Origin of the sequence: Chitinophaga arvensicola (assembly GCF_900110835.1) — a bacterium.
GTDB lineage: Bacteria > Bacteroidota > Bacteroidia > Chitinophagales > Chitinophagaceae > Chitinophaga > Chitinophaga arvensicola.
This window is the reverse complement of record NZ_FOJG01000001.1, coordinates 4,011,088-4,038,039: the sequence shown is the minus strand read 5'-3', so window position 1 is coordinate 4,038,039 and position 26,952 is coordinate 4,011,088. Positions and strand designations below refer to the sequence as shown.

Here is a 26,952-nt window from a genome sequence, read left to right as displayed (position 1 = left end):
TATATTTTAAAAATCAAGTAAAGGCAGCGTCACCATAAACAGTCCGTTTTCTTCTTTAATGGTGGTGGACTGATCCGACAGTAACCGGTACCTGTTCCGGATATTTTGCAGGCCGAGTTTGGTAGAGGGCATATTGGTCGGGATGAGCTGTATATTATTGCTGACAGTCAGTGTACCTGCTTCGTTGATGTAAATGCGGATATGCAGTGGCTGCGCAGTGGAAGCCACATTATGCTTGATGGCATTTTCAATCAGCAGTTGCAGGGTGATCGGCGGAATACCCCTGGATTGGAAGGCTTCCGGAATATCGGTTTGTATATCTACGTTTTCTCCGTTACGGATCTTTATCAGGAACGCGTACGCCTGTATGAATTTCAGTTCTTCCCGGAGTGTGATCAGGTCGTTATGCAGGTTGATGATCATATAGCGGTACACCCGCGATAAATTTTCGAGGAATGACAACGCCATGTTTTTATCTTCTTCAATCAGTGCCGAAAGGGTACTGAAATTATTGAACATAAAGTGTGGGTCCAGTTGTAGTTTGAGCGACTGTAACTCCGCCTGCATAGCGATCTGTTTCAGTTCTGCCGCGTTGAGTTTTAATTCGGCTGCTTCCATCATGGATGTTTTCCAACGTTGTAAAAGGTAGTTCCCGGTTTGTACGGCGCTGATAAGAATAGACAACATCACGCAAACAAATACGAACTGCCATTCGTCGAGCTTTTCGGGACCGTTATTGCTTACATCAGGCGGGGGGCCGAAAATCATGGTAAGTACAAACGTCAGTATCCTGAGCAGGATGAATACCGATACAATCTGGCAGAACAGCTGGGCGATGAAGCGTTTTAAGGGCCACTTCTCCCAGGGAATTCTTTTATCCATCCAGCGGGCGGAGATGAGGCTGAATTCGGTGATCACACCGCAGATCAGCATCATCACGGCCCATTCTGTGAGCAATTCTTCCCAGGGCCGCGTAAAGAGGAGGCTCCAGTACTTGCTATATGGATTTACCAGATAAGACAATACCAGGTACAACAGAAATATCATCGGAATAATAAAGAGCCGGTAATACCTGTTGAATAATTTCTGTTGTGTAACGTTGTTATCGGGCATTTTAAAAATTTAATGAATAGTACAGCCGCGCCTAAATATAAATCATTCGGATGTACTTCTTACTTCCAGCCTCCTCCCAGTGATCTGTAGAGATCTACCACCGCGCTCAGCTGGTCCCTTTGCAGGGCTGCCAGATCCAGTTCACTCTGCAATACATTGCTTTGAGCGGTGATCACTTCGAGGTAGGTAGCCATACCACTTTGAAACAGTAAGCCGGCATTCCGGGTAGCGCTTTGCAGTTTCTCTACCCGCACCTGGGTAATAGCCTGTTGCGATTGCAGCTTGTCTATTTTCACCAATGCGTCAGACACTTCTCCCACGGCAGTGAGTACCGATTTCTTAAATTCAAATGCTGATTTCTCCCAGTCTATTTTCGCCGTTTCCCAGTCTGTTTTTAATTTCCGCCGTTGGAAGATGGGTTGTGTGAGACTGCCGCCTACTGTTTCAAAAAGGCTGCCTGGTATATTTAACCAATTACTTGCTTTAAAGGAATTCACCCCTGCGCTGGCCGTAATATTCAATGCCGGGTACATGGCCGCCTGTGCAGCGCCTGCCTTTGCATTGGCTGCTTTTACCGCCAGTTCTGCCGCATGTACATCGGGGCGCTGTGTTAAAATAGCGGCCGGAACACCTGCCGCCAGTGGCATATCAAAACGGATATCGTTCAGGCGACTGCTCCGGGTAATATTACCGGGCAGGTCGCCGGTAAGAATCCGCAGGGCATTTTCCTGTATCGCTATTTCCTGTTCTATCTTTGGCACCAACGCTGCGGCTACCTGCCGCTGCGCCTCTGTTTGCTCAATAGCAAGCGTGGTGATCTGTCCGGAGGTAAATTGCAGCTGCATCATGTGAAGGGTGCTGTCTGTAAGCGCAAGGTTTTTCTCCGCGATCTCCATTTGCTTGTCCAGCATAAGCAGGTTATAGTATCCCTGCGCCACATCGCTCACCAGGCGGGTTTGCACCGCTTTGGAGGCTTCTGTGGTTTGCAGGTAACTGGCCAGCGCCGCTTCTTTCAGGCGGCTGATCTTCCCCCAGGCAATAACGTCCCAGCTCAGGCTGAGGTTGGCGTTATAGTCGTCCATATATTTGGTACCGATAAACTGCTCCGATAAAGAGCCGTTTAAGCTGTGTTTAGACGGCCAGTTACGGGTGGCCTGCACCTGGAGGTTCAGTTCCGGTAAAGCGCCGGCACGGGCCTGTCTGGCCGTTTGTGCGGCAGCGGCTACATTCTTCAGTGCTACCTGCAGATCAAAGTTGCGTGCCAGCGCACTATCGATCAGTGTTTGCAGTACGGGATCACTGAAAAATGTTTTTACCGGCAACAGACCTATGTTGTTGCTATCTGCCGGTAAGGTGGCACTCCGGTATTGTTCCGGCAACGGGGTGACCGGTCTGCTGTATTCCTTGCCCACCCTGCAGCCCGTAACTATGCTGCCAAACATAGCTACGGTGAGGAAAAGTGATATATGCTTGTTCATTTGTTTTTTTGTTTTGGAAGATGAGATTAAACGGTGGCTGTTTCCATCACCGGTTGTTGTACCACGACTTCCTTTTTACCGGATACTTTTTCCTGTAAGAACTGGAAGATGACGAACAATACCGGGATAATAAATACCCCTAGGATCACACCGGACAGCATACCGCCGGCCGTACCGATACTGATGGAATGGTTACCCAGCGCAGACGGTCCCTTTACGGTCATCAGCGGAATCAGTCCGGCCACAAAAGCCAGCGATGTCATGATGATAGGACGCAGCCTTAGTTTCGCGGCTTCCAGTGCGGCCGACAGCAAAGGCTTGCCGGCTCTTCGCCGCTGTACGGCAAATTCCACGATCAGGATCGCATTCTTGGCCAGCAGCCCTATCAGCATTACCAGTCCTACCTGCACATAAATATTGTTGTCGATACCCGCCATCCGGATCGCCAGGAACACGCCCAGGATACCGGTAGGAATAGATAACAGTACCGCCAGTGGCAACAGGTAACTTTCATATTGCGCCGCCAGCAGGAAGTACACAAATACAATCGCCAGTGCAAAGATCATCACCATCTGATTGCCGGAAGTAGTTTCCTCCTTGCTCAGGCCTGTCCACTCGTAACTGAATCCTGCAGGCAGTTTGGTGGCTGCCAGCCGCTCTACTGCCTTGATCGCATCACCGGTACTGTACCCTGGCTTCGGCATCGCATTGATGCTGATGGAATTGAACAGGTTATAACGGTTCATCATCTCCGGACCATACATTTTTTTCAACGTGATCACACTATTCGCCGGTACCATCTGTCCCTGGTCATTTTTCACAAAAATGCCTTCCAGGCTGTTGGGATTGTTACGGGATTCAGGGGTGGCCTGCACCATGACGCGGTAGTATTTACCAAAGCGGTTAAAATCGTTCGCCTGGCTGCTACCGTAGTAAGTTTGCAGGGTCATCATCAGGTCGCTCACACTCACGCCAAGTTGTTTGGCTTTCACCGGGTCTACTACTATTTCATATTGCGGGAAATCTGCCTTGAACATGGTGAAGGCTAAGCCTATTTCCGGTGTCTGCATCATTTCGCCGATGAACTTATTGGCGGTTTCACTGAATTTTTCAATCGATCCGCCGGTGCGGTCCTGTAATACCAGTTCCAGCCCGTTGAACGTACCAAATCCCGGTACGGTAGGGAAAGTAAACACGCTGAAACTACCTTCTTTGATAGCGCCCAGCTTCTGGTTGAGCAGTCCTACGATATCATCCAGCTTATGAACGTCTCCACGTTCCTTGATTGGTTTCAGTTTAATAAAGCCCATGGCATAAGCCGGGCTGGCGCCATTACTCAGGATGTTATACCCGGAGATGCTGGTGGTGGATATAATCATGGGCAGCTGCTGCAGCACACTGTCGGCCTTATGGAGTACGTTGGTCGTGCGATCCAATCCGGCGCCAGCGGGGAGCGACAATGAAAAGGCCACAAAGCTGCCATCTTCATTCGGAATAAATCCTTTTGGTGTAGTCTGCATCATCCATGCCGTAGCAACGGTGATGAGTGCCAGTCCGCCCATGCTCACCCATTTATGGGCAATCAGCCATTTCACACCACGTGTGTATTTGCTGGTCATGGTCTGGAAGCTGGTATTGAAAGCCGTAAAGAACCTGCCTGCAAAACCTTGCTTCGCATGTTCGCGGCCATCTTCACCCGCATGGGTATTTTTCAGAAAGAGGGCGCACAGCGCAGGACTCAGCGTCAACGCATTCAGCGCAGAGATCAGGATAGCGATGGCCAGTGTAAAGGCAAACTGCCGGTAAAACACGCCCGTAGGTCCTTCCATAAAGCCCACCGGCAGGAATACAGCTGCCATCACGAGCGTAATGGATACAATGGCGCCGGTGATTTCACTCATAGCCGACATCGTAGCAGCCTTCGCCGGCAGGTGGGTACGTTCCATTTTACTATGCACTGCTTCCACTACTACGATGGCATCATCTACCACAATACCGATGGCCAGCACCAGGGCAAACAGCGTCAGCATGTTGATGGAGAAGCCCATCACCAGCAGGAAGAAGAAAGTACCTACCAGCGATACCGGAACAGCGATGGCCGGAATGAGTGTAGAGCGGAAGTCCTGCAGGAACAGGAACACGATTACAAACACCAGGATAAACGCTTCCACCAGGGTTGATTTCACCTGTTCGATAGATACATCCAGTTGTTCCTTGGTACTCATCGTTACCTCGTATTCGATTCCTTTGGGGAATGTTTTCGCGGCATTGTCCATCACCTTTTTGATGGATGTCTGGATCTCGTTGGCATTGGAACCATTGGTCTGGAAGATAGCCATGGTAACGGCGTCTTTACCATTCACGCGGTTATCGGTGGTATAGTTTGCCGAACCGAGTTCAATGCGGGCTACATCTTTCAGGTACAACACAGAGCCATCGGGCGCTACACGGATCACTATTTTCTCAAACTGTTCGGGCTGATTAAACTTTCCTTTGTAGTTGATCACATAGGACAATGGTTCATTGGTGCCTTCACCGAACTTTCCCGGTGCGGCTTCGAGGCTCTGGTCGCGGATAGCGGCCGTTACTTCTGCAGGCGTTACATTGTAGGCCGACAGCTGCGCGGGTTTTAGCCATACCCGCATGGCGTAGTCTTTGGCGCCAAAAATCTGCGCCTGGCCTACACCCGGAATACGTTTGATTTCCGGGATCACATTGATCTTGGTGAAGTTCTGGAGGAAAGCTTCATCATATTTATTTTTATCATTGCTGTACACATCCAGGATCATGATCATACCACTCTGTTGTTTGGTGGTGGTAATCCCTGCCTGTACTACTTCTGTGGGCAGCTGGCTGGTTACCTGTGATACGCGGTTCTGTACATTCACGGCCGCCTGGTCGGGGTCTGTACCCAGTTTAAAATAAACGGTGACAGAGCCCACACCGTCGTTGCCGGCGCTGGACTGGATATACGTCATGTTCTCCACACCATTGATGGCTTCTTCCAGGGGCGTTACTACAGAACGCAATACGGTAGCAGCATTACCGCCAGGGAAAGAAGCGCTTACCACTACGCTGGGAGGAGCAATGTCGGGGAACTGTGTCACCGGCAGACGGGTAAGTCCTACGATCCCCAGAATAACGAGGATCACCGATATCACCGTAGCGAGTACGGGTCGTTGTATTATTTTATTCAGCATAGCTCAGTGTCTTATTTTCTTTTTGCGGATGCAGTATCTGCGGGATGCGTACCGGCAGGTATTACCGGTGTACCTTCCATCAGTGTTTCGATGCCGGCAGTAACGATTTTATCGCCACGTTTAAGTCCTTCTTTTACGATGAACTGATCACCGTTGGCGCCGGCCAGTTGTATAATGCGGCGTTTCACAATGTTGCTGTCGCCCAGTTCATACACAAATACTTTGTCCTGCATTTCCAGTGTAGCCGATTGCGGTACCTGTATGATGCCGGAGAACAGCTGTTCTATCTTTACTTTACCGGTATTACCCGAACGGAGTATGGAACCAGGATTAGGGAAAGTGGCGCGCAGACTGATAGCGGCCGTGGTTTTATTGAATTGTCCATCTACCATTTCAATACGCCCTTTCTGCCGGAACAGATCCCCATTGGACAATATCAGTGATACCGGGCGCAGCAGGCGGAGTTGCTCCTGCAGGGTGTTGCCCGAAGCGCCTTTACTGAAATTCATGAAATCATTTTCACTCATGGAGAAGTAGGCATATACTTCGCTGATATCAGACAGGGTGGTAAGCGGTGTGGCATCCGTTTTCCCTACCAGGTTGCCGACCCGCTTGGGGATGCGGCCAATGTATCCGCTCACAGGCGCTTTTACCAGCGTAAACCCTACATTGATCTGTGAGGCGGCTACCGCTGCCCTGGCCTGTTCCACGTTGGCTTTGGCCGTTTGCAGGGAAGCCATGGCGGTTTTCAGCTGCATATCGGCCACCACTTTATTATCGACCAGTGGTTTTATTTTATCTACTTCGAGTTGCGCCGTATTAACAGACGATTCCATGGCATGCAGGTTGGCGATATCTTTATTCAGTTGCTCCCGGTAAGGCCGGTCGTTTACCTGGAAAAGGGGTTGTCCTGCTTTTACGAAGCTGCCTTCGTCAACAAATATTTTATCAAGATAACCATCTACCTGTGGCCGTACATCTACGTTTACTTTTCCTTCGAGCACAGCGGAATATTCGCTGCTGGTCATCGCGCTGCTGGTATCCAGTTGAACTACAGGCAGCTCCGGCGTCGCCGGGGCGCCTGTTCCATGTCCGGCGCTGGCGCCGCAACCGTACAAGGCAGCAGAGAACAGTCCTGTTATCAGGAATCCGGGTATTATATTGCTGCGGGTTGTTTTACTTTTCATTGCCATCTCATTATTTATCCCGCAAATATGCCCTGATCAAAAAAATGAGGCGGGGAGAAAGTAAACGAAGCAGGAGAAAAAGAGGATAAACCGGAAAAAGGGGATGTTGAAGTTTTTGGGGATTCCTCGAAATAATTCTTAATTTTCAAGCTGCCCGAAAACGGACCGCTATATGAATTTAGACGTATCGAATAAAGATTTCTGCCTGTTTCTCCTGACGCAATTTCCGTTTGCGGCAAACGATGAGCAGGAAATTATGTTATCAGATTATATACCCGAACATTTCCAGATGCCCTCCGACGCGTGGTGGGAAGAACTGACCGGAACAACAGCCGAACCCTGGAATGGCTATACCTATCAGCAGTCCCTCAATAAAGACGTGACATTCTATGCGGAATTTCATCCGGAAGAAACCATCTATTTTTTCAATGATACCTACCTGGGAAATACCGGTGGTCATTTCCATTTATCTTTGTTGAGCTGGAAAGAACTAACCACCATAGTGTCCAATGCAGGCAATAATGCCTCCCTGTTTTTTCTGCTGCTGCCTTTAACTATCGGCAACGCATCAGAAAGAGCAAATATTGCGCATACTATCTCCCAGCGCCTGCTGCAAACCAGTTTACAACCGGATAAAGAACGGCTGGTAGCAATTACCCAATTCCTGACCCGGCATGTTATCTTCGATGAAGAAGAACAAAATATCTTTGCATACAAAGAAAAGATAGGACTGACCACTATCCGGAATCATTCAGAAAGAAATGCGCAACACAGCAATGAAAGCCTTATTGCTATCAACGAATTAATCAGGCTGGCTACATTATAAACCCATGCGACACACGATTCTAAAAATATACACGGTGCTTTCGCTTTTGCTGGTGGCTGATATGGTGGCATACTACTGCTACCGGATCAGCCTCCGGGGCTATTACAGTGACGTCCTCCTTTTCTGGAGCTGGCTACTGGGCAGCTTCGCCATCATTGTTTTATACTGGAAAAAGATCCTGGCAAAGCTGCTGCTGGGAGCCATGGTATTGGCGGTGGTGCTCAGTATTTTACCTATGGCCGTACCATTTTATGCGTTGGTATTTTCTACCACCCCGCTGGGGCTATGGCTGAATAAAGACCTTCATGAAAACTACCGCGCACAGATTGTAGGATATAGTGTAATGGTACCGCCGATATTGCAGGTAATAGCAAAAAAGGGATTACTGGAGCAACAGGTGTTTCAATGCAGCGATGCGGATTTACACGATGAAGCTGTACGCATCCGGCATGCAAAGGATATTTTATGGGGGAGTGAAACGGATAGTACGTTGGAGCTGGTGTTGTTTTATGGCGGGCCGGATAAGCGGGTGGTGTTTGATAAGAGGAATGGGAAGATTAAGTAACTGTTGCCGCTTTTCTGAAAAGAGCTAACAGCTCGTTCATACGTGCCATAAGCTCCTCCCAGGTAGGCCTCTCTCCGTATATCATTTGTTGCATTTTTCTATAATCTTCTTTCCAAAGGGCATCAGAAGTTGTTGGTATCCTGAAATCAATGCGATCAAAAGTATGTCTGTCATAAGAAATACCCCGGATCGCCGTCATCTGTTTTCTATGCTTTACAATAGTATTAAACAGGTCTTGTTTTGCTAAAGCAGCGGGCCCATGGTCAGACATCATAATTCTATACAAATCATAGGGATGACGTGAAAGCCGTTCATGTCTCCTTAATTCCGGAGATTTGCAAAACTCTTCATGAAGTAAACAGACTTTTTCAAAGAATGTACGCTCGGGATGAACAGTATCTACTTCAAAAGATACATCTGCAATTTCTGTATCCGGGAAAAGTTGAGATATAAATGAACTGATGGGGCGTGGACTATAAGGCTCTTTTAATGATCGGGCGCCGATTTCAATCAGTACGCGGTTCAATAGGTAGTCATCAGGTGCAAGAACAGATTTATAGTGTATGATCAATACTCTGGGATCCACATCATTGGTAGCCACAGGCTCCATCTTCAACGTGTAACTATCAGGTTCAATCTCATGACTGTCAATACTTGATCTAAGGGCTGGCAGGAATTTTTTTTCCATGAAAGACGCACTTACCCGTCTTAATTTACGTACCTGAGAGACTGTAAGCAACTCATTCGTGAATCCGAGCACACTTTTGTCAATCGCCAGATCAATATCTTCCGAAAATCTTTCAATCAGATTCCAGGCTTTACTAAGAGAAGTTCCTCCCTTAAAAACAAGATTATCGGCCCAAGGCGTACTAAAAACAGCTTTCAGCGCCATGGTTACCCACCAATCTTTTTCAATTACCTGTGTTGGATATCCAGTTCTGTTAGAGGCTTCATTTAGCAAATCTATTTTTTGCACTTCCGGCAATACATGCCATTTAAACATCTTACTCTTCATTGACTAATGGTAAAATAACGGTTGCGATCCAGTGAGGCACCCGTTTTAAATCGTTCATTAGTACTACACGATTTTCAAGTTTTAATACTAGTTTGAGCTTACCTTTTATAGCATCGGTAATTTTTTCTTTCCCTAACTCTTCGACTGCGGAAATAACAAGACTCGAAAGCTTGCCCTGATAAGACATCTTACGGGCACTGACTCTCTTAAATTCAATAACAAAGTTGTCTAATTTTATTTTTTGCGACGGGCCGTCGGTCCTGTATACGGCTCTCATGGGAACCTGTGTAGAGAGGCCTAGTTTATTCAACGCCTCAGCACCAGTGGGTAGAATTTTAATCTGCTGACGTGTAGCAACGGCCTGCGCAATTTCGTCTATACCTGGTCTTACAGTGCCTACAATCGGGTCATTTTTAGGATATACATAAATACCCTGTGAGAGGCGAAGAAGTATGCCTTCTTTCGTTAACCGGGAGAGGGCAAGTCTTACCTGCTCATTGTTGGCAATATCCATAAAATCCTCTGCGAAATAAATTCTCCCTGCTCCTCCTGTAGCCACTATCTCCTTTATTTCAACTTTTGTAGATGCCATTCACTTTATGAGTTTGACACAAATTTAGCTAATATTTGTGTCAAATCATCTACAACTGACACAAATATTACCAGTATTTGTGTCAATTTAAATATAAAAAAATGCCTATCTAATTAAATATCAGCATAAACAACAAAACCTACTATATCAAACTCAAAAACAGCGGATCCTTGAAAATCGGGTTAACACTGGCATTATACCTGATACCATCCTGGCCAACATAAACGATCTCCATAGTCGAATTCCCTTTCCGGCTCACGGAAGCAGGTGTTAAGTCTGCTGCTTTCGACAAGCCATATTCATTATCCTCCGGGAGATATTCAAATTCATTTGCTGCAATACTCTCGCGCAATTGTGCGGCAGTCAACCCTTTTACAGCAGCCAAACGTGCATAGAAAAGCTGCTCTGCAAAACTATCCAGCGAAAGTAAGGGTATGATATGCCACCAGCTAACCAGGTGCATCAGTTGAGATGCCTGGTTAGTATCTGTCAGCTGACGTGCAAAAGAAATACTATGCCCCAGATGCTCAGCAGTGAAGTTGCTGCCATGCCTGGCCACCAGTTCATCCGCCACCGCCTGAAGGATAGACGGATCATCATCTGAAAATATTTCCCGGTATTCCTTACCAATGCGCCAGAACAGGCCATTGACAAAAGCATTCATTGCACTATGCTGCTGGCTCCGGAAGTTATCGATCTGCCAGACCACTATATCCTTATCTACGCTTCCGGTAGTGGAAAGAAAATGAAGATAAGCGCCATTCCGGAACAGGTTGCCCGTTATACCGGACATGAATATACGCATACGCAACGGGCCTGTTGATTTCAATTGCTGATAGGTGGTAACGCTGAATTTTTCTGCTGAAAGGCCTACCAGTTTTTTCAACTCCGCACCTTTTGCCAGGGTCACTTTTTCAAATAGTCCCGTGGCCATCTTTGCTTCCATCTCTGTTACGGTATGATTATGAAGCGCTGCCAGCCAGGCATAGAAAAAACGTGCTTCACGATCTTCCAAAGACAACAAAGGCACGATATGCGACCAACCCACCATCGCCGCCAATTGAGACACCTCTCTTCTATCCGATACGATAGTCGCTAATCGCATCATGTTCTCCAGCTGTTCCTGCTGAAATAAAGGACCATATGTATCATGAAGCGGTATAAGTGGTTTGCCATCCATTTGCAGCTGCAGCAGGTTAGTTCCTATTTGCCAATAGAATAATAATACGTTTACATTCTCCTGACGAATCAGTTGTGGCCGCTCCCTTTGAATAAAGCCGGATACGCCTTCTACCAGCCTGCCGATGATTTCTTCCTGTTGCATTTACGGGATATTAATGGGTGAATGGTCACTAAAATAATTTATTTCCGGACACTTGTAACGGGCAATAATGGTTATTTTATCTTGTATCCATCCCAATAAAAAACCGGAAAGGACACGCCTCTCCGGTTTTGCCATTTATCATCCTTCACTATCCTATTTCATCCACCAAACCTTCACAGTAGTGGAATTACCACCCATGCGATCGGCCTGTGCGTTATAGTTTGTTGTGTTGTTAATTGATTCCTGCTGTGGATACTGTAACCGGTTAAAGTTCACGTAGGTAGCCGGATTGCCATCACGCGGGGTGCGGCCGGTTCTTCTCCATAAGTTATAGGCAAGCCATGGCTGACGGAAAAATGATAACCATTCCTGCGCATAGATCTTATCCAGTTTCTGATCGTCAGTACCGGTAAAAGCTACTTTCGGATTAGCGAGGAAGGCCGCCATCTGTGTATTGGTAGGACTTGGCGGTGCTACGGCAGACCAGTTGTCGTTTGTTACATTGGTATTGTGTGCAATAAAATACCAGAAGTTAACTGCGGAGGTGATACCCGCTGTGTATTCCGTTTCGGCAGTAGCCATGTTTTTACCCACGCCAATTCCACGGGCATAAGCCTCTGCTTTCAGGAAGTGTACTTCCGCAGCGGTAAAAAACAATTCCGGTTGATAATAGAGATCTCTCACTATCAGGTAATTGAAGGGAGAGAATACACAATTGTCTTTATTGGCAAAATCTGCGTCTCTTTTATCCTGGTAGGGATTGGTGTTGTCGCTCACCGTGCTTCCCGGCTGCAATGGCGCCCATTTACCGGCCTGGTTGGTTTCAAAGAACAGTACAACGCGTGGATCAAAGATCTTCGACGCATCGGTACCATCCGCCATCATATTCCAGCAGGTAGTGCTCATGCGCACAAACTTGTGGGAAGTGAAAGACCAGAAACGGCTGTCGTTCAGGATATAATTGTTCAGCTTCGCCGGCCACATACCGGCATCTTCGCCTTCTCCTATTACAGGAACACCACCTAATACATACTGGATAAAAGGTGTAGCTGTAGCAGGATCTTTTTCCACTATCTGCATGGCATAACGCAACAACAGGGAGTTGGCAAATTTCTGCCACATGGCGATGTTATTATTAAAGAGCGTCTCTGAAGAACCGAGGGAAACATATGGCTTTCCTCCCGGTGTATTAGCCGCAGTGGTTAAATGCTCAGATGCCCATTTTAACTGTGGCAGGATACTCTTGTAGATGCTTTCCTGTGAATCATACACGGGTCGGAAATCAGCCGCGTTATTGGCATAGGCATGCCCTGCTTTTGAATAGGGCATATCCCCGAACTGATCGGTAATACGGAGTGTTTTATATGCCCTTAAAATGTAGGTGATGCCTTGTATGTTATCCATTTCTGCTTTATCACCGGTGTAAGCATCGATCTTATCCTGGATCTGGTTGAGGTTCTGCAGCGTGGCATAATAATCGGTCCAGATATCCAGTGCGCCATTCTGCACCAGGTAACCGGAGTTACCGCTGATACCGGCCAACTGGGTTACCGGGTAATAATACTCATTATGGATAGCCGCCTGCTCCTGTCCTTTCAGGAACAGGGTACTGATTACGCCATTTACCATTGGTGGTATAGTGGTGCTGGTAGGTAATCCCGGCGTTGTATTGATATCCTGGAAATCTTTGGTACAGGCCCCGAACGTCATGGCCACACCGGCTATATAGAGAAATATTTTATTTGCTTTGTTCATGTTTGCACATTTTAATCGGTGAGTAGATCTGTTCTTTTAGAAAGAAACCCTAACCTGGAAACCTAATGAGCGGAAGCTTGGCATCGACATAAACTCCAGGCCCTGCGCATTACCCGCACCATTCACACCTTCCGGATTGATATGGTCCGGCAGGGAAGTATAGAGGTAAAAGAGGTCTCTGCCTACGAGCGATAAGGACGCTGCCTGGAATACTTTGGTTCTCTTGATAAAGCTTTGCGGTACCTGGTAGTTGATAGATATTTCTCTCATTTTCACCCAGGTATTCTTCATCACGGAATTACGGTTAATCCAGTCGCTTCCTTTCACACCAGATCCGAGATCGGTACTGCTCCACACACCATAAGGCATGTATTTATAATAGTAATGCACTACATTATCATTCACCTTACCATCGGGGAATACGCCGGGTAATACTACGCCCCAGTTGGTTTTGGTACCATCAGGAGTAGTATACGGCAATCCGCCGCCATCTCTTTCTTTCAGCGTTTCTCTTGCCTGTCCCTGTTGCATGATGGTAGCATAGGTACCGGACCAGATGTCGCCGCCAATTTTGGCATCTACCAGTGTGCTCACGGAAATACCGCCTTTAAAGGAGAACGTATTGGTAATACCACCTGTCAGTTTAGGGGTAGCGTTGCCCAGGGGGACCAAACCATCGGTGGCCTGGTACATGGTTCCGTTCATTTCCGGCTTGCCATAAGGGTTCTGCACCATCAATGGCAGATGCGTGGTTTTGTCATATACATAATCATATCCGTAGATGGTACCGAACTGGTCGCCCACTCTCGCGGAAATCACCGGACCGTGTGCGCCACCATCATTCCAGGCACTGGCCATATCTACGCGGTCTGTTCCGTCAGATAAAGACAACAGCTTGTTGTTGCTGTGCGCCAGGTTGAGGGATACATCCCATCCAAAGCTCTTCTGATCAATTATTTTCGCACGCAGGATCAATTCTATACCGGAGTTTTCCAGTACACCTGTGTTCACCACAATACTGCTTACACCAGAGCTGAGGGGCAACGGAGAACTGAGGATCTGGTTTCTTGATTTTCCTTTGTAATACCTGAAATCTGCATTCAGGCGGTTGTTAAGAAAACCTAATACCACACCGAAATCGGTGGTGCTGTTGATCGCTGGTTTGAAGTTCAGCGCCGGCAAAGTATTGGGCAGCATGGTGGCGGCCTGTCCGGCAAAAGTGACCGTAGAATAGTTATAGTTGATCTGGAAAGGCGCAGGATCTACTGCGGCCTGTGCCCAGGCAACTCTCACCTTACCAAAACTCAGGATGGACGGATCTGTTTTCAGCAGATCGGAGAATACAAAGCTACCGGCAAATGAGGGAAAGAAGTAAGACCATTGACCTTTAGGTAATGCGGAAGACCAGTCGTTGCGACCTGTAATATCCAGGTACAGGTAATTCTTATACGACAGGTTGATGAAGCTGTAAACGGAGTTCATGCGTTTACGTAACTGGCTCTCTGTTACCGGATGCGGGTTACCGAGGTAAGTACCGCTGTTCAGAGAGTATACATCCGGCATGGCCCAGTTGTCATTGTAGTTAAACATGCCATACATCTCGCGCTGGTAGATGGTTCCACCAACAGAGAGCTTGGCGTTGATATCGCCGCCCAGTATTTTATCTTTATGCAATGTTCCGATGAAATCCATGTTGGAAGCATTGTCGCGTTCCGTACCATGACCATAATACCCTTTGATACCAATGGCATCGGTAGGCGTATTTTTGGTGATCATTTCGTTGGTGTTGTTATCCAGTCCGCCACGGAAAATGAAATCCAGGAAGTCCGTTGCTTCGTAGTTCAACTGCACGCCTGCCAGCAATTTCCTTCTGTTCTGATTCGTGTTGTTTTCGTAGATATTCCAGACAGTAGCACCACCGTTTCCTACCCAGGGAAAATTGGTCAGTGTGTTCTGGGAACCATCTTCGTTTTTATAGATGCCGATATCTTCTCCGCGATAGTTTCTGCCGGCGTTGTATACCAGGCGTTTCATCCAGGAGTTGCCATCATCATTACCCAGTTGTGGCGGGTTATGATACTGGTTTACGATATAGGAAGTAGTGAGCTGCACATTTACTCTTTGGGTGAGTTTCATGTTGGCGCCCAGGTTGAAAGTATTGCGGTAGTAGCCGCTGTTAGGCAGCACTGCGGTATTATCGAGGCGGGAGAAGGAAGCACGGATAGAACCCCATTCGTTGCCACCTGCCAGCGATACGTTGTGTGATGACTGTGTACCATTGCGGAACAGCAGTTTAATATTATCCGGTTGTGGTACGTCTGCCTGTTGGGTACCATCCCACCAGGTAATCATTTTACCATCCATTTTAGGCCCCCAGGAAACGCCGGATCCGGGCCATCCTACCTGGTTGTAGGTATTTACGCCATAAGGACCGGAACCTGTTTTAGGATCCACGTACATCCCGTTCCAGTTTTCTGTGAGCTTCGGATTGCCGTTGCCGTCTTCCAGGTATTGCGGTGCATCCAATGATACCATGCCCCCTGCGCCGTATTCGTTCTGTAATTCGAGAAAGCGGTATGGATCAATTGTTTTAAATCCATAGGTATAATCTACGCCTAAGCCACTGCGCTTCGCACCTTTCTTGGTAGTGATCAGGATAACACCGTTGGCACCTTTACCACCATACAAAGCGGCAGCAGTGGGGCCTTTCAGCACACTGATGGTTTCAATATCTTCCGGGTTGATCATGTTGATGGGACTACCAAAATCTTTTGGGGAACTGGTATTGGAAGCATCCGCATTGTTCCCTGCATACATGGCGCTACCGGTAGGAGCCGTACGTACGTTGTAGGGCTGTGCCAGGTCGTTGGCCATCGGCATACCATCTACGATGATGAGGGGCTGGTTATCGCCCTGGATGGTATTATTGCCGCCAATCACGATGCGGGTGGTACCACCGTCTACACCATTGGGACTGGTTACATTTACGCCTGCCATTTTACCGGCCAGTGCATTCACAATATTGGGTGCATTGGACCGGGCCACCTCTCCCCCTTTCACTTCTTCCTGCGAATAGCCCAGGGTACGTACATTTCTTTTGATACCCAGTGCGGTAATCGCTACTGCATCCAGTGAGGTGGCAGAGGAAGCCATCACGATATTCAGCGCCGAATTGGCGCCTACGGTAACACGTTGCTGTGCAAAACCGATAGAGGAAAAGATCAGCACATCTCCTGCTTTGGCATCCAGTTCAAAGTGTCCGTCTACGTTAGTAACGGTACCTTTATTGGTACCTGCTATCATTACATTCACACCTGGCAATACCTCTCCGGTATTGGATCTCACCACTCCGCCTATTTTCTGGAACAGCGTATTGAGACCTTCTATATTCATAGTGGCCTCATTGCTTTTATCTTTCTTTAATACAATCTGTTCATTGATCACTTCGAAAGTGATATGAAAAGGATTGAGTAAACGTTCCAGTACATCGCCGAGTTGTTCTTCGCGGGCAGATACGGCCACGCGTTGTTTTGCGGGAAGGGTGCTGTTATTGTAGGTAAAATTAACAGCTGTTTTTTCTGTAATAGTTCTGAGGATAATACGCAGGTCGCTGGGCGGCATGTTTAATGACACCTTTTTGCTTAATACTTCCTGTCCGTGCGCATTTTTAGCAAAGGTACAGGTGATCAGGCAAAACAAAAGACCTATTTGTAGTAGTGCAACCCTCATAAAAAATATGACAGTCCTGTTGGAGTTTGCAAATTTGTGCATAACTTCAAGTGTTTTGTTGTGATTAATAAAGCGATTAGTACGACAAATCATTTCCTGTATCAGTTGTCCAGACCTTACAGGAAAAAATTACAGGTGGCGGTGTTAGCGCATCGCCACTTTTTTGGTTGATGACATCAAGTAAACATAGGGAGCATTTTAGCGGAATTACAAGTGAATAATACTTTTAACTACAGGGCTTCCCGGTAATATATACCTGCCCCTTGCTGATGGTATAGCTGGCGTTGATAGCCGCGCAGATTATTTTCAGTTTATTTTCAAACGTTTCATTGGTGATGTTGGTGGTGATCATGCATTTTGCAAACACGTCTTCACTCGCATTGATCTTAATGCTGTAAGCTGATTCAAGCGCCTTGAAAATGCTGATCACCGGTGTATTGTCGTAGGCAAAAGCCGGCGGCGTAACAACTGGCTGCAACTCTTCCATGTGACGGCGATCCAGCGAATCCGGTACAAAAACGGCCGTGAGTGCATTAAAATGGATCTGATGATTGGGTGTAACGATATAGGACTGTTGTTTTTTATCGGCCAGGTTATAGACCGCTATCTTTCCTGTTTTCACGGTAACCGTCAATGTACCATTTACCTCCGATACGCTAAAACTGGTACCCAGTACGCGGATGCCCACTTTAGGCGTATACACGACAAAAGGTCTGGCGGCATCTTTGGCAATATCAAAAAAGGCATCTCCCTTGAGGTATACTTCCCGCTGCGAATGTTGTAAAAAAGCATCATGTTTGATTGATGCTCCTGCTTTCAGCACTACCGAGGAGCCATCTGTGAGCCAGGCTACCTGGTTTTCGCCGGTGTTGTTTACACGGATCAGCTGCTGGTCTTCTGTATGACTTTTCAACTGACCGGCTATCGGTGTTTTGTTTTCTTTTTTCAGGTAGATGGATACCAGGACGATACCTCCCAATATGGCAGCCGCTGCCCACCACCACCGGTAGGGCGATAACCGTTTTACACTGGCTGCAACCGGCAATTCCGTTTCCTGTTGCTTTGCTACTTCCTGGTCCAGGGCAGCATATACTTCCTCCAACAGTTGATCATTTACCGGAGCGGGTGGTGTGCTTTCATGCAACATGAGGACCATGCCCCGGGCTTTTTCCAGCACAGGGATCTGCTCCGGATGCGCTGCCATCCATTGTTCCCACCAGGTATTATTTTCAGCATCGGGAAACAACACCCATTGAATAAAGCGGTCGTCCCTGATAAAATCCCAGGTATCCTCTCCAAAATGCTTCATGCAACAATTTATTTAGGAGGCAAACAACTGCCCTCTTATCACAAGTGACAAAAGCTTTCATTTTATACTCAAAAAAATTAAAGTTTTTTTAACCTTGCGCGGAAATGCGCTGCCATAAAGGGAATGGGTCAGAAAAAAAGATAGAATGTTTCCAGCAAACGACGGGAGAAGGGGGTGGTTTCCAGCGTTTCCTTGATACGGCCCAGGGCACTGTACAATAAGTTGCTGACCGACTGGTACTTCATGTGCATCATTTCAGCGATCTGGGCATTGGTAAAGCCCATATAAAAGCGGAGCGTAATAATTTCCTGCTGGCGCCGGGAGAGTTTTTTGATGGCGTTGTCGAGCAAAACGCTGCGGGAGTCGCTGATTTCCGAGTCTATAATGCGGTCTTCCACATTCGTTTCGGGCTGTTGCACATCATGCAGGTATTTATCCTGTTTACCGGAGGCAGACCGGTACTGGTAGTTGGCGCGGATCAGTTTATACTTCAGGCTGCGACACAGGTAAAAACGGATAGCCACATCGTCGGCAATCGTATTACGGCTGTTCCACATCTCAATAAAGAGATCCTGGATCATGTCCTTCAATTTCTCCTGGTCTGTACAAAACCGGAAACCATATTGAAACAGGTGTACCGTATACTCGCGGTAAATCAGTGTAAAAGCGGTTGGATCACCGGATTTAAATCGCTTCCATAAAGCAGCTTCATCAAACCTTACGTCTATCATTGCAGGCATGCGTGGATCTTTTACAACAAAACTGATTTTGGTTTTTTCATTGGTTGGCTAAAAACGTTGGAAATACAGAAGTAATGTAAAAAAAAATTATGAATTGATCAAAAATCATTCAAATAGCATGTGTGAAGTACAGAAAAATATCAGTGCCTTTGGTAAAGGCCCCTCATTTATGAGGCAGGAATTTTGAAGACAGGGAGTCTACCTGGTCGAATTTCTTCGTGAGAAATGCCGGTGCTTTAAAACGATACCCCACAAATGCTTTTATGATAGCGCGGCTATTTTCATTAATGACGGTGGTATTTTTCTGCTGGCTCGCCGTACCAAATCCAGCCGTATAAGCCCCTGCATAAAAACGACGGCCATTGTATCCAAGCCCGAGACGGGCATCCAGACGAACCGCTGGTGTATTGTTATGGGCAACCGTATTATTTCCGGTATTGCTCCGGGTAGTCAGGGTTGTAAAAATATAACCATAGGAAGGCGTTACACCCAGGGAAAGATATATCTGCTTATACACCAACGTATATTGATACCCGGCTCCCAGCAGTATTTCTAAATTGCCGGACTTCTGCGTGGAAGAGATAACAGGAGACCGGTCGTCTGTTATATAATACCGGTACGACAGCAACGGAATAAAGCTACCTGCGCTTTTCAGTTGCCTTTCTGTTTGAGACACCACCGCATTCACCGAAAACTTCCGGTTAAAGCTATAGGCGGTAACACCCCGGTAGTTGGTATACACCAGCTGCGGAAATTGCAGGTAAGGCATCCCTTCGGTCCAGGAAGGCATATAGTCTTTCGTATTCTCCAGGTAAAAGCCTCTCACACGGGTATAACTCAACTCCTGCTGCCAGTGGTCAAAGTTCAGGTTGAAGCCTATACCATGGCTGGTCGTTTTCCCTTTGATATCATCATCATTATTCCCCCCGATAAAGTGGGGCGCAAAATTGATGTTGGCTGTCACAAAGCGGTAGGAGAAACTGAGCTGACTAACGCTGGCCACATTGGGACTGAGATAAATGTTGTTGGTACCGGTGAGCACGGAAAGCTTTTCTACGTCGGAGCTTTCCGTAAAGCGAACCGTAGCCTGTTTATCCATCTTCTCTACCCATTGCGCATTGCTTCTCACCGGAACCGAATCAGGAGAAAACAGCGGTGGCGCAACAAATAAACCGATGAACAGGGCGGCTACAGACATAATTACCTATAAATGAACGCCTAAAATACTATAAACCGGATCATTTTACCAGGGAGATTTTTTCGTGCAGCGATCACCGTAGGTGCATAACAATAAAATATATATTCCATCGGGACTGGCCATTTTTTCCAAAAATGCGTATTTTAGAATAAACTTACAACTGTCACTATGCGTTACGCTTTTAAATCTGTTATACTCCTATTGCTGGCTGTATCCGCTTATTTTACTTCCTTTAGCCAGGCAGCCAAAAAACATGATGTTATTCTGAAGCTGAACGGCGATGAACTCACCGGCGATGTACTTGAAATCAGTGATAGCACGGTCCGGTTTACGTATACCGGTGAAAAGCTGGTATATAATCTCAAGAAATCAGAGATCCGGAAAATAACTTTTGCCAGTGGCAGGGTGGAAACGATCAATGCACCGGTAGCAGCGGCTCCGGCTGCCACTACTACAGCTCCCGTTCAGGTAAGCGCAGAAGAACGCCGGAATAAAGTAGCAGTACTCCCCTTCTCTTTTTTAAAAGACGGACAGGCAGCATCTCCTGAAATGAGCGAAGAAGTACAGAATGAATTATATGCCCTGCTCAGTAAGCACGCCGGCGTATATACGATCGTGAGCCCACGGGCAACAAATGTTGCGCTCACCAAGGCCGGCATCTCCCGGGCCAATATGCTCAATTATACCATGGCTGAAATCTGTCAGACGCTGGGTGTTGAATTTATTATCGATGGCATGATCACGCAGAACCGCACCACGCAAACCAGCTATGGCAATACCACTTACAGCGACAAAACAAAGAAGGATAATTCCGATGATAAAAAGAACAGCGGCTATGCCAGTTCCTCTTCCACCAGCGTGCAGAACTATGAAACCACGATGGATATGAAGATCTACAACGACAAAAGCGAGGTTATCTACAACCAGAACAGAAAAGCGTTCTGGAACACCGGCGATGCCTATAAGAATACCATGGAATACCTGGTAAAACGTTGTCCGCTTTACACAAAATAAAAAAGAAGGCCTGCAAAAATGCAGGCCTTTTTTTCTTTGCTATTTCATCATCATTAAACACTATTGTCCGTATCCAGGGTTCTGCTGCCCTTTCAGGTTGGGATCATTATCGATATCTCCCTGTGGGAAAGGCATCAGGTAATCCTTTTCCTTTCTGAATATTCTTTTCTCCACCGCTCCTTTCATCTGGCTGCCATTTAATACAATTGATCTGTTCAGCACCGTCTCTGCAATTTTCCATCTCCTGATATCAGAATAATAAAGTCCTTCGCCGGCGAATTCCACGCGGCGCTCATGCCGGATCCGCTCCCGCATCTGGTCTTTGGATAATCCCTGCGGTAATGGCGGCATCACCACTCCCGGCCTGGCACGTACCTTATTGATAGCGTCGTATACGTCGCCTGTTGGGCCGGCCACTTCGTTCATTGCTTCTGCATACATCAGCAGGATATCTGCATAACGGATAATGATGCCATTGATCTGCGAAAGACCGGTACCACCCACGGCGTTAGCAAGACTGGTATTATTATCATACGCAGTATACTTTTTAAAGCTATAGCCGGTGTAAACACCCGGCCATCCGTCGGCATCTACCGGGTAGGGCACACTGTTATACAATACGCCTCTGCGGAAGATGGTCTGATCCAGACGCGGATCGCGGTTTTCATTGTTGGGATTTTTCGGGTGCAGCACGGCATCATTGGGATCGTAGGCGGAGCCGTCTTTCATTTCATACTCATTCACCAGGTCTTGTGTAGGTTCAATAGAACTCCAGCCTGCTGAGTTGAGCGGGTTATAGATACCCAGGTAAATATCCCAGCTGGTAGGATAACGTGGCTGCAGGAACTGGATATCAAAAATCACTTCGCTGTTATTTTCGTTGGCTTCCAGAAAAAGTCCTCGGTAACTGGGGAAAAGAGCATAGTTCATGCCCATCACTTTCTTAGCAGCATCGGCGGCAGCCTGCCATTTCCCCTGGTACAGGTATACCCGGGTAAGCAGCCCCCAGGCAGCGCCGGTGGTAACGCGGCCTTTCTCAGCAGCTTCGGCAGGCAGCACAGCAGCGGCTTCTGTTAAATCTTTCTCTATCTGTGCATACACTTCTGCCTGTGTACTTTTCTTAGACGTGGTCTGGTTCAGGTTAGGTTGTTCCAGGATCATCACTACCCCACCCCAGTAGTTGGCAAGTATAGAGTAGTAATATGCCCGGAGAAACTTTGCTTCTCCCTTCATCACTTCCTTCCGGGTGTTATCCATCGCAACCTTATCGATATTGGCGAGGAAATTATTGGTAGCGGAAATACCGCCATAGGCGCCCTTGTACACGCCTCCCATGGTCCCCATATCAGAAGGTGTTTGCGCACTGAGCGAAATATTTTTCCAGCCCTCCCACGGATAGTTGCTGAACGCATTGGGTGTAAGCACATCCAGGTAAGGCAGCACTTCTGTGCTTACATCCCAGAGTGCAGAATAACAACCGATATTACCGGCCTTTGCATCTTCTTCTGTTTTCCAGAAAACGGAAGGAGAAATAGCATCGCTGGGCACTTTATCTAAAAAACCTTTTTTGCAGGAAAAGCTGCCCATCAAACAGGTGGCCAATCCAAGATATATGACACTCTTTTTCATGTTGCGCTGATATTTAAATTTGATCAAAACCTAGAACTTCACATTCAGGCCGGCGGTAATAATTCTAACGTTAGGATACTGGGCAGAAGAAGCGTTTGACAGATCACGTTCAGGATCCAGTCCTTCGAAGCGGGTAAACGTGAAAGCGTTCTGCGCATCTACATACACTCTCAATCCCTGTATCTTCACGCGCGACAGCCATCTCTCCGGAAGGTTGTATCCGATCTGGATATCTTTTATACGCAGGTAGGAAGCGTCCTGCAACCAGAAACTGTTGCTGGCATAATTCTGACTGGAAGATGCGCTGTATTGCAGTAAGCGGGGCAGTTTGGCATTCGGGTTTTCCGGGGTCCAGGTATTGCCGGGTTCCCATCTTTTCAATACACCCGCTCCGTTCAGGAAAGGGAAAAATAATTCACCGCCTACATAGGAGTCCACATCGGCTGCGCCCTGCAGGTTCACTCTTACGTCGAAACCTTTCCAGGCGGCAGTGAGGTATCCGCCGTAGGTCCAGGTAGGAATGGGTTTGCCTACTACCTGGCGGTCGTTGGCATCTATAATGCCATCTGGTTTTCCTTCGGGACCGCTGATATCTTCAAACTTAATGTCACCGGGTTTGGTGGGTACCGCATTTTGTTTGGCGCTTTTATCCACTTCATCCTGGTTCTGGAAAATGCCAATGGCCTTCCACATATAAAAAGCGTTGATCGGCTGCCCCGGTAACAGTGCGTTCTGCGCCTTTTGCGGGTCAGGAATATTTACTACCTCATTTCGTACATGCGTTACGTTGAAGCCTACGCCAAACTGTACGTCGCCTATATGATTATTATATCCGGCAGACATTTCCCAGCCCCGGTTGCTTACGCTGGCCAGGTTTTTCGTAGGGGCGTTGCGGATACCGATAAAGTCAGGGATCTGTACGGTACGTAGAATACCTTCGCGGTCGTCTTTAAAATAATCAAAGGTGACGCTGAGTTTATTTTTCAGGAAAGCTGCATCAAAGCCGATATTTTTCTTGGTACCTACTTCCCATTTAATGCCTTCATCCACAATCGACATCTGCGCAATACCTGTCTGGATCAGGTCATTAAACGGATAGAAACGGGCAAAAGCCAGGGTAGGGATGTAAGCATACAAACCGATCTGGTCATTACCGGAACGACCCCATGAGCCACGGATTTTCAGCTCATCCACCACCTGCTGCGATTGCATGAAGTTTTCCTTCGTAATACGCCAGCCAGCCAGCACAGAGGGGAAGAAGCCCCAGCGGCTATCCGGTGCAAAACGGGAAGAGCCATCATAGCGGGCAATTCCTTCCAGGATATATTTCTCTTTATAGGTGTAATTCAACCGGCCGATATAGGAACGCAATGCCCAGCCATTGGTAGTACCATTGGTAAGTGGTGTTTCCAGCCCGGCATTGATTTCCGTCAGGGAGTTATTAACAAATCCCATGATGGAACCGGAAAGCGTTCTGTAATTGCTTTGCTCCTGGCTGTAAATTGCCGCGGCGGTGATATCATGATCATGCGCGATGGTTTTGTGATAGGTCAGGCTGGTGAACAAAGTATTGTACAGTGTTTTTGCCCAGCTATTGTCCGCTTTTGCACCGCCTGCAGTCATGGTAGTGGCCACAGTTCCCGTTTTGGGATTGTAGATATTTACTTTGGGAGTAAACGTCTGGTTGTCGGTTGTGTTATAATCAATACCACCGGTAACATTGAATTTCAGCCCTTCGATGATTTCATAATTCAGGAATGCGTTGGCATTGAAAATACCTAACGCGGTATTGTTGTTTCCTTCATTGATCATCACCAGTGGGTTGCGGAACTGTGTGTTGATGGAATTTACCCAGGTGCCGGCGTATTTGCCGTCGGCAGTATACGTGCCATAGAAAGGCAGCGTTCTGTTGAGTTCTGTAAACAGGTTGCCGGCGCCATTGAATGACTGGGCCTGTGTTTCATAACGCATACCGGATCTCAGTCCCACTTCGAGTTTATTGTTCACTTTCGTGGTGATGTTTGCGCGGAGATTGTACAATTTCGCATTGCCGTTCCGCACAATACCATCCTGGTTGGTGTAGCCCATGGAAATATTGAACTGTGTTTTCTCCTGTCCGCCGGAAATACTGAGTTGATTGGTTTGGATACCGGCATCATGCAAAATCACTTTGCGCCAGTCGGTATTGGGATAAATAAACGGATCTGTTCCATTCTTGTACTCGTCGATGGTAGCCTGGCTGTAAAACGCCGGGGCGCCCTGGTTGGTTAGTGCCTGGTTATAGAGATTCATATAATCCACGGCATTGGTGGTTACCTGCGGCAGAAAGGTAGCGCGTTGTTTGCCATAGGAAGTGCTGAAATTCACCTGTACTTTTCCTTTGGTGCCGCTCTTTGTTTGTACGAGGATAACGCCATTGGCGGCCCTGGAACCGTAAATAGCAGCGGAGGCATCTTTCAGAACGGAAATGGACTCAATGTCATTCGGATTGATGGAACGGAGCGATCCCACCACTCCGTCGATCACTACCAGTGCGGTGCTGGTACCGATGGTACCAATACCCCGGATGCGAATGTCGGCGCCATCGCTTCCTGGTTGACCGCTGGTTTGATTTACCCATACGCCGGGTACTTGCCCGCTCAACGCCTGAGAGGCGTTGGTAATCGGTCTGTTGGAAATCGCTTCTGCGCGGACTACCCCCACAGAGCCGGCCATGGTGGCTTTTTTCTGGGTACCGTAGCCTACAACAATCACTTCTCCCAAACCTTTTACTTCAGATGTTAATTCTACATTCAGGGCAGATTGGCCACCGATCATTTTTTCTACAGTAGTGAATCCGATGAGGCGGAATTCAAGGCTGGCATTCTCTGGTTTGTCCACCTGGATAGCGTAGCGTCCGGCGGCATCTGTAACAGCATTTACCTGCTGGCCCTTTACAATGACATATACTCCCGGAATTGGTTGATGGTCTGTACCCGTAACGGTACCAGTTATTTTCCGGGCCTGGGCATAGGCGATTTTGGTGTGCAACAGGGCACTAATAGCAATAAAAAGAACAATCAGTCTCCCGGTGTTTATCATACGGTGAAATTTAGTGGGTGCAAAATAGATTTGCCCCTTCACCGTTCTTTAAACGATCTTACCTTGTTTATTAAAGATATTAGCAGATATGATCAGCATCACTCAAAAAACGAACAATATTATTAACAAGTCTATTTAATCACTACGCAGTCAGCAACTCGTTCCTTATTTTCTTGCGGTATTCCGACGGACTTAAAGCCGTAATCCCTTTAAAACATTTGTTGAAATTTACCAGGTTGTTATAGCCGCTTTCCAGGGCTACCTCCATCACGGAAAGCTTGTCCTGCCGCAATAATTTGCAGGCGTGCGATACCCTTATTTCCTGTAAAAAAGTAACAAATGATTTTTGCGTCCGCGCTTTGAAATAGCGACAGAAAGCCGTGGGCGACATTTTCGCTACTCCGGCAATTTCCTCCAGTGGTATTTCACGGTAAAAATTGGTGATGAGAAACTGGTACACATCATTGAACCTGCCGGCATCTTTAATCGTCATAGCGTTATGATAATTATCGCTGGCGAGATAATCATAATCGGTAGATCTGGCGAGGATATCAATAATTTCCAGGAACACAGAAAACCGCTTCAGGCCATCGGTACCACGGATAGTATGCAATCTTTCCAACAGGTATGCATGCGTGTTGCTTTTAACAGAAAGGCCCCGGCAGGCGTTGGTGAATAATGCCTGAACAGCCGCTGCTGCCTCTGTGCCAGCCACCAGGCCCAGCACCATGGCTGGTTCAAAATATAGTACCGTTGCTTTTACACGGAGATCTTTTCGCTTCTGGAAATAGATGTTATCATTCTGCCAGATATGCGGCAGATTGGGACCCATGAGTACCAGATCCCCTTTGTCGAAATCATCGATATGATCGCCGACGATGCGCTTTCCATACCCTTCTTCAATCAACACTATTTCGCAGCTTTCGTGAAAATGAAAAGGTGAGTTCAGGAAATGCTCGTCTACATGCTTCACGCGGAATTGTCTGTTGGCGTCCAGCCCCGTGTCCATCAATCTTGCTTTCATCTCCGGAAATTAAATATTATTACCCATTTTATCAAAAAAACAACCAATAAGGGTAATATAGTTAATATTTTGGCTAATATAGTTATGATACAAGCCCTCCTGAGCAGGTATTTTGCCGCCTGAATTTTAACTGGTTTCAGTACCGGTATCATTGATAAGCAAAGATTTAAAAA

18 protein-coding genes are annotated in these 26,952 nt (G+C 47.1%); 3 read left to right on the top strand and 15 right to left on the bottom strand.

What is annotated here, in order from left to right; genetic code table 11:
- Positions 1 to 6 precede the first annotated feature (6 nt).
- The 4 genes from BMW79_RS16580 to BMW79_RS16565 are packed head-to-tail and all read right to left on the bottom strand — an operon-like array spanning position 7 to position 6,978.
- Complete coding sequence (locus BMW79_RS16580; protein WP_089896590.1) at positions 7 to 1,113, bottom strand: sensor histidine kinase; 1,107 nt, start codon at positions 1,111 to 1,113, stop codon at positions 7 to 9.
- Between the two features lie 59 nt (positions 1,114 to 1,172).
- Positions 1,173 to 2,591 (bottom strand): efflux transporter outer membrane subunit, encoded by a 1,419-nt coding sequence (locus BMW79_RS16575; RefSeq protein WP_089896589.1) that lies wholly within the window; start codon positions 2,589 to 2,591, stop codon positions 1,173 to 1,175.
- A gap of 26 nt (positions 2,592 to 2,617) precedes the next feature.
- Complete coding sequence (locus tag BMW79_RS16570; RefSeq protein ID WP_089896588.1) at positions 2,618 to 5,791, bottom strand: efflux RND transporter permease subunit; 3,174 nt, start codon at positions 5,789 to 5,791, stop codon at positions 2,618 to 2,620.
- Positions 5,792 to 5,802: 11 nt separating this feature from the next.
- On the bottom strand, positions 5,803 to 6,978 hold the full coding sequence (locus tag BMW79_RS16565; RefSeq protein ID WP_089896587.1) for an efflux RND transporter periplasmic adaptor subunit: 1,176 nt from the start codon (positions 6,976 to 6,978) through the stop codon (positions 5,803 to 5,805).
- 172 nt (positions 6,979 to 7,150) lie between these two features.
- Here BMW79_RS16565 and BMW79_RS16560 point away from each other — a divergent pair, with 172 nt between their 5' ends.
- Together BMW79_RS16560 and BMW79_RS16555 are read left to right on the top strand one after the other, a co-directional pair.
- Entirely contained in the window at positions 7,151 to 7,804 is a 654-nt protein-coding gene (locus tag BMW79_RS16560) for an Imm19 family immunity protein (protein ID WP_089896586.1), read from the top strand.
- 4 nt (positions 7,805 to 7,808) lie between these two features.
- Positions 7,809 to 8,369, top strand: a complete 561-nt coding sequence (locus BMW79_RS16555) for a hypothetical protein (RefSeq protein WP_089896585.1) — start codon at positions 7,809 to 7,811, stop codon at positions 8,367 to 8,369.
- Here BMW79_RS16555 and BMW79_RS16550 read toward each other — a convergent pair.
- The 8 genes from BMW79_RS16550 to BMW79_RS16515 all read right to left on the bottom strand — a co-directional run bounded on the left by BMW79_RS16550 (position 8,362) and on the right by BMW79_RS16515 (position 20,031).
- The gene (locus tag BMW79_RS16550; RefSeq protein WP_089896584.1) at positions 8,362 to 9,384 is read right to left on the bottom strand and encodes a nucleotidyl transferase AbiEii/AbiGii toxin family protein; all 1,023 of its coding nucleotides are present in this window, start codon (positions 9,382 to 9,384) and stop codon (positions 8,362 to 8,364) included. The genes BMW79_RS16555 and BMW79_RS16550 overlap by 8 nt on opposite strands.
- Positions 9,374 to 9,976, bottom strand: a complete 603-nt coding sequence (locus tag BMW79_RS16545; RefSeq protein ID WP_089896583.1) for a DUF6088 family protein — start codon at positions 9,974 to 9,976, stop codon at positions 9,374 to 9,376. Before BMW79_RS16545 ends, BMW79_RS16550 begins: the two co-directional genes overlap by 11 nt.
- 142 nt (positions 9,977 to 10,118) lie before the next feature.
- Complete coding sequence (locus tag BMW79_RS16540; RefSeq protein WP_089896582.1) at positions 10,119 to 11,300, bottom strand: DUF1016 N-terminal domain-containing protein; 1,182 nt, start codon at positions 11,298 to 11,300, stop codon at positions 10,119 to 10,121.
- A 153-nt stretch (positions 11,301 to 11,453) separates the two neighbouring features.
- A complete protein-coding gene (locus BMW79_RS16535) occupies positions 11,454 to 13,055 on the bottom strand; it encodes a SusD/RagB family nutrient-binding outer membrane lipoprotein (RefSeq protein WP_089896581.1) in 1,602 nt (533 codons plus the stop codon).
- A gap of 36 nt (positions 13,056 to 13,091) precedes the next feature.
- Entirely contained in the window at positions 13,092 to 16,676 is a 3,585-nt protein-coding gene (locus BMW79_RS16530) for a SusC/RagA family TonB-linked outer membrane protein (RefSeq protein ID WP_177192203.1), read from the bottom strand.
- 334 nt (positions 16,677 to 17,010) lie between these two features.
- Positions 17,011 to 18,093, bottom strand: coding sequence for a FecR family protein (locus BMW79_RS16525; protein ID WP_089896579.1), 1,083 nt, complete (start codon positions 18,091 to 18,093; stop codon positions 17,011 to 17,013).
- Between the two features lie 128 nt (positions 18,094 to 18,221).
- Complete coding sequence (locus BMW79_RS16520; RefSeq protein WP_089896578.1) at positions 18,222 to 18,833, bottom strand: RNA polymerase sigma factor; 612 nt, start codon at positions 18,831 to 18,833, stop codon at positions 18,222 to 18,224.
- 163 nt (positions 18,834 to 18,996) lie between these two features.
- Entirely contained in the window at positions 18,997 to 20,031 is a 1,035-nt protein-coding gene (locus BMW79_RS16515; protein WP_089896577.1) for a DUF4421 family protein, read from the bottom strand.
- Positions 20,032 to 20,199: 168 nt separating this feature from the next.
- On the opposite strand from BMW79_RS16515, the gene BMW79_RS16510 reads away from it, so the two are divergent.
- On the top strand, positions 20,200 to 21,045 hold the full coding sequence (locus BMW79_RS16510) for a hypothetical protein (protein ID WP_089896576.1): 846 nt from the start codon (positions 20,200 to 20,202) through the stop codon (positions 21,043 to 21,045).
- 60 nt (positions 21,046 to 21,105) lie between these two features.
- Here BMW79_RS16510 and BMW79_RS16505 read toward each other — a convergent pair whose 3' ends face one another.
- The 3 genes from BMW79_RS16505 to BMW79_RS16495 all read right to left on the bottom strand — a co-directional run bounded on the left by BMW79_RS16505 (position 21,106) and on the right by BMW79_RS16495 (position 26,779).
- Positions 21,106 to 22,674, bottom strand: a complete 1,569-nt coding sequence (locus BMW79_RS16505; protein WP_089896575.1) for a RagB/SusD family nutrient uptake outer membrane protein — start codon at positions 22,672 to 22,674, stop codon at positions 21,106 to 21,108.
- Positions 22,675 to 22,704: 30 nt separating this feature from the next.
- Positions 22,705 to 25,755 (bottom strand): SusC/RagA family TonB-linked outer membrane protein, encoded by a 3,051-nt coding sequence (locus tag BMW79_RS16500; protein WP_089896574.1) that lies wholly within the window; start codon positions 25,753 to 25,755, stop codon positions 22,705 to 22,707.
- A 142-nt stretch (positions 25,756 to 25,897) separates the two neighbouring features.
- Entirely contained in the window at positions 25,898 to 26,779 is an 882-nt protein-coding gene (locus BMW79_RS16495; RefSeq protein WP_089896573.1) for an AraC family transcriptional regulator, read from the bottom strand.
- Positions 26,780 to 26,952: the final 173 nt, after the last annotated feature.

Excerpts from the sequence above, each read along its gene's own strand:
- BMW79_RS16580 (WP_089896590.1), bottom strand. The coding sequence starts at position 1,113 with ATGCCCGATAACAACGTTACACAACAGAAATTATTCAACAGGTATTAC.
- BMW79_RS16535 (WP_089896581.1), bottom strand. The coding sequence starts at position 13,055 with ATGAACAAAGCAAATAAAATATTTCTCTATATAGCCGGTGTGGCCATG.
- BMW79_RS16515 (WP_089896577.1), bottom strand. The coding sequence starts at position 20,031 with ATGTCTGTAGCCGCCCTGTTCATCGGTTTATTTGTTGCGCCACCGCTG.
- BMW79_RS16555 (WP_089896585.1), top strand. The coding sequence starts at position 7,809 with ATGCGACACACGATTCTAAAAATATACACGGTGCTTTCGCTTTTGCTG.
- BMW79_RS16540 (WP_089896582.1), bottom strand. The coding sequence starts at position 11,300 with ATGCAACAGGAAGAAATCATCGGCAGGCTGGTAGAAGGCGTATCCGGC.
- BMW79_RS16545 (WP_089896583.1), bottom strand. The coding sequence starts at position 9,976 with ATGGCATCTACAAAAGTTGAAATAAAGGAGATAGTGGCTACAGGAGGA.
- BMW79_RS16550 (WP_089896584.1), bottom strand. The coding sequence starts at position 9,384 with ATGAAGAGTAAGATGTTTAAATGGCATGTATTGCCGGAAGTGCAAAAA.
- BMW79_RS16510 (WP_089896576.1), top strand. The coding sequence starts at position 20,200 with ATGCGTTACGCTTTTAAATCTGTTATACTCCTATTGCTGGCTGTATCC.
- BMW79_RS16530 (WP_177192203.1), bottom strand. The coding sequence starts at position 16,676 with ATGCCGCCCAGCGACCTGCGTATTATCCTCAGAACTATTACAGAAAAA.
- BMW79_RS16575 (WP_089896589.1), bottom strand. The coding sequence starts at position 2,591 with ATGAACAAGCATATATCACTTTTCCTCACCGTAGCTATGTTTGGCAGC.
- BMW79_RS16565 (WP_089896587.1), bottom strand. The coding sequence starts at position 6,978 with ATGAAAAGTAAAACAACCCGCAGCAATATAATACCCGGATTCCTGATA.
- BMW79_RS16525 (WP_089896579.1), bottom strand. The coding sequence starts at position 18,093 with ATGAAGCATTTTGGAGAGGATACCTGGGATTTTATCAGGGACGACCGC.
- BMW79_RS16520 (WP_089896578.1), bottom strand. The coding sequence starts at position 18,833 with ATGCCTGCAATGATAGACGTAAGGTTTGATGAAGCTGCTTTATGGAAG.
- BMW79_RS16570 (WP_089896588.1), bottom strand. The coding sequence starts at position 5,791 with ATGCTGAATAAAATAATACAACGACCCGTACTCGCTACGGTGATATCG.
- BMW79_RS16560 (WP_089896586.1), top strand. The coding sequence starts at position 7,151 with ATGAATTTAGACGTATCGAATAAAGATTTCTGCCTGTTTCTCCTGACG.
- BMW79_RS16495 (WP_089896573.1), bottom strand. The coding sequence starts at position 26,779 with ATGAAAGCAAGATTGATGGACACGGGGCTGGACGCCAACAGACAATTC.
- BMW79_RS16505 (WP_089896575.1), bottom strand. The coding sequence starts at position 22,674 with ATGAAAAAGAGTGTCATATATCTTGGATTGGCCACCTGTTTGATGGGC.
- BMW79_RS16500 (WP_089896574.1), bottom strand. The coding sequence starts at position 25,755 with ATGATAAACACCGGGAGACTGATTGTTCTTTTTATTGCTATTAGTGCC.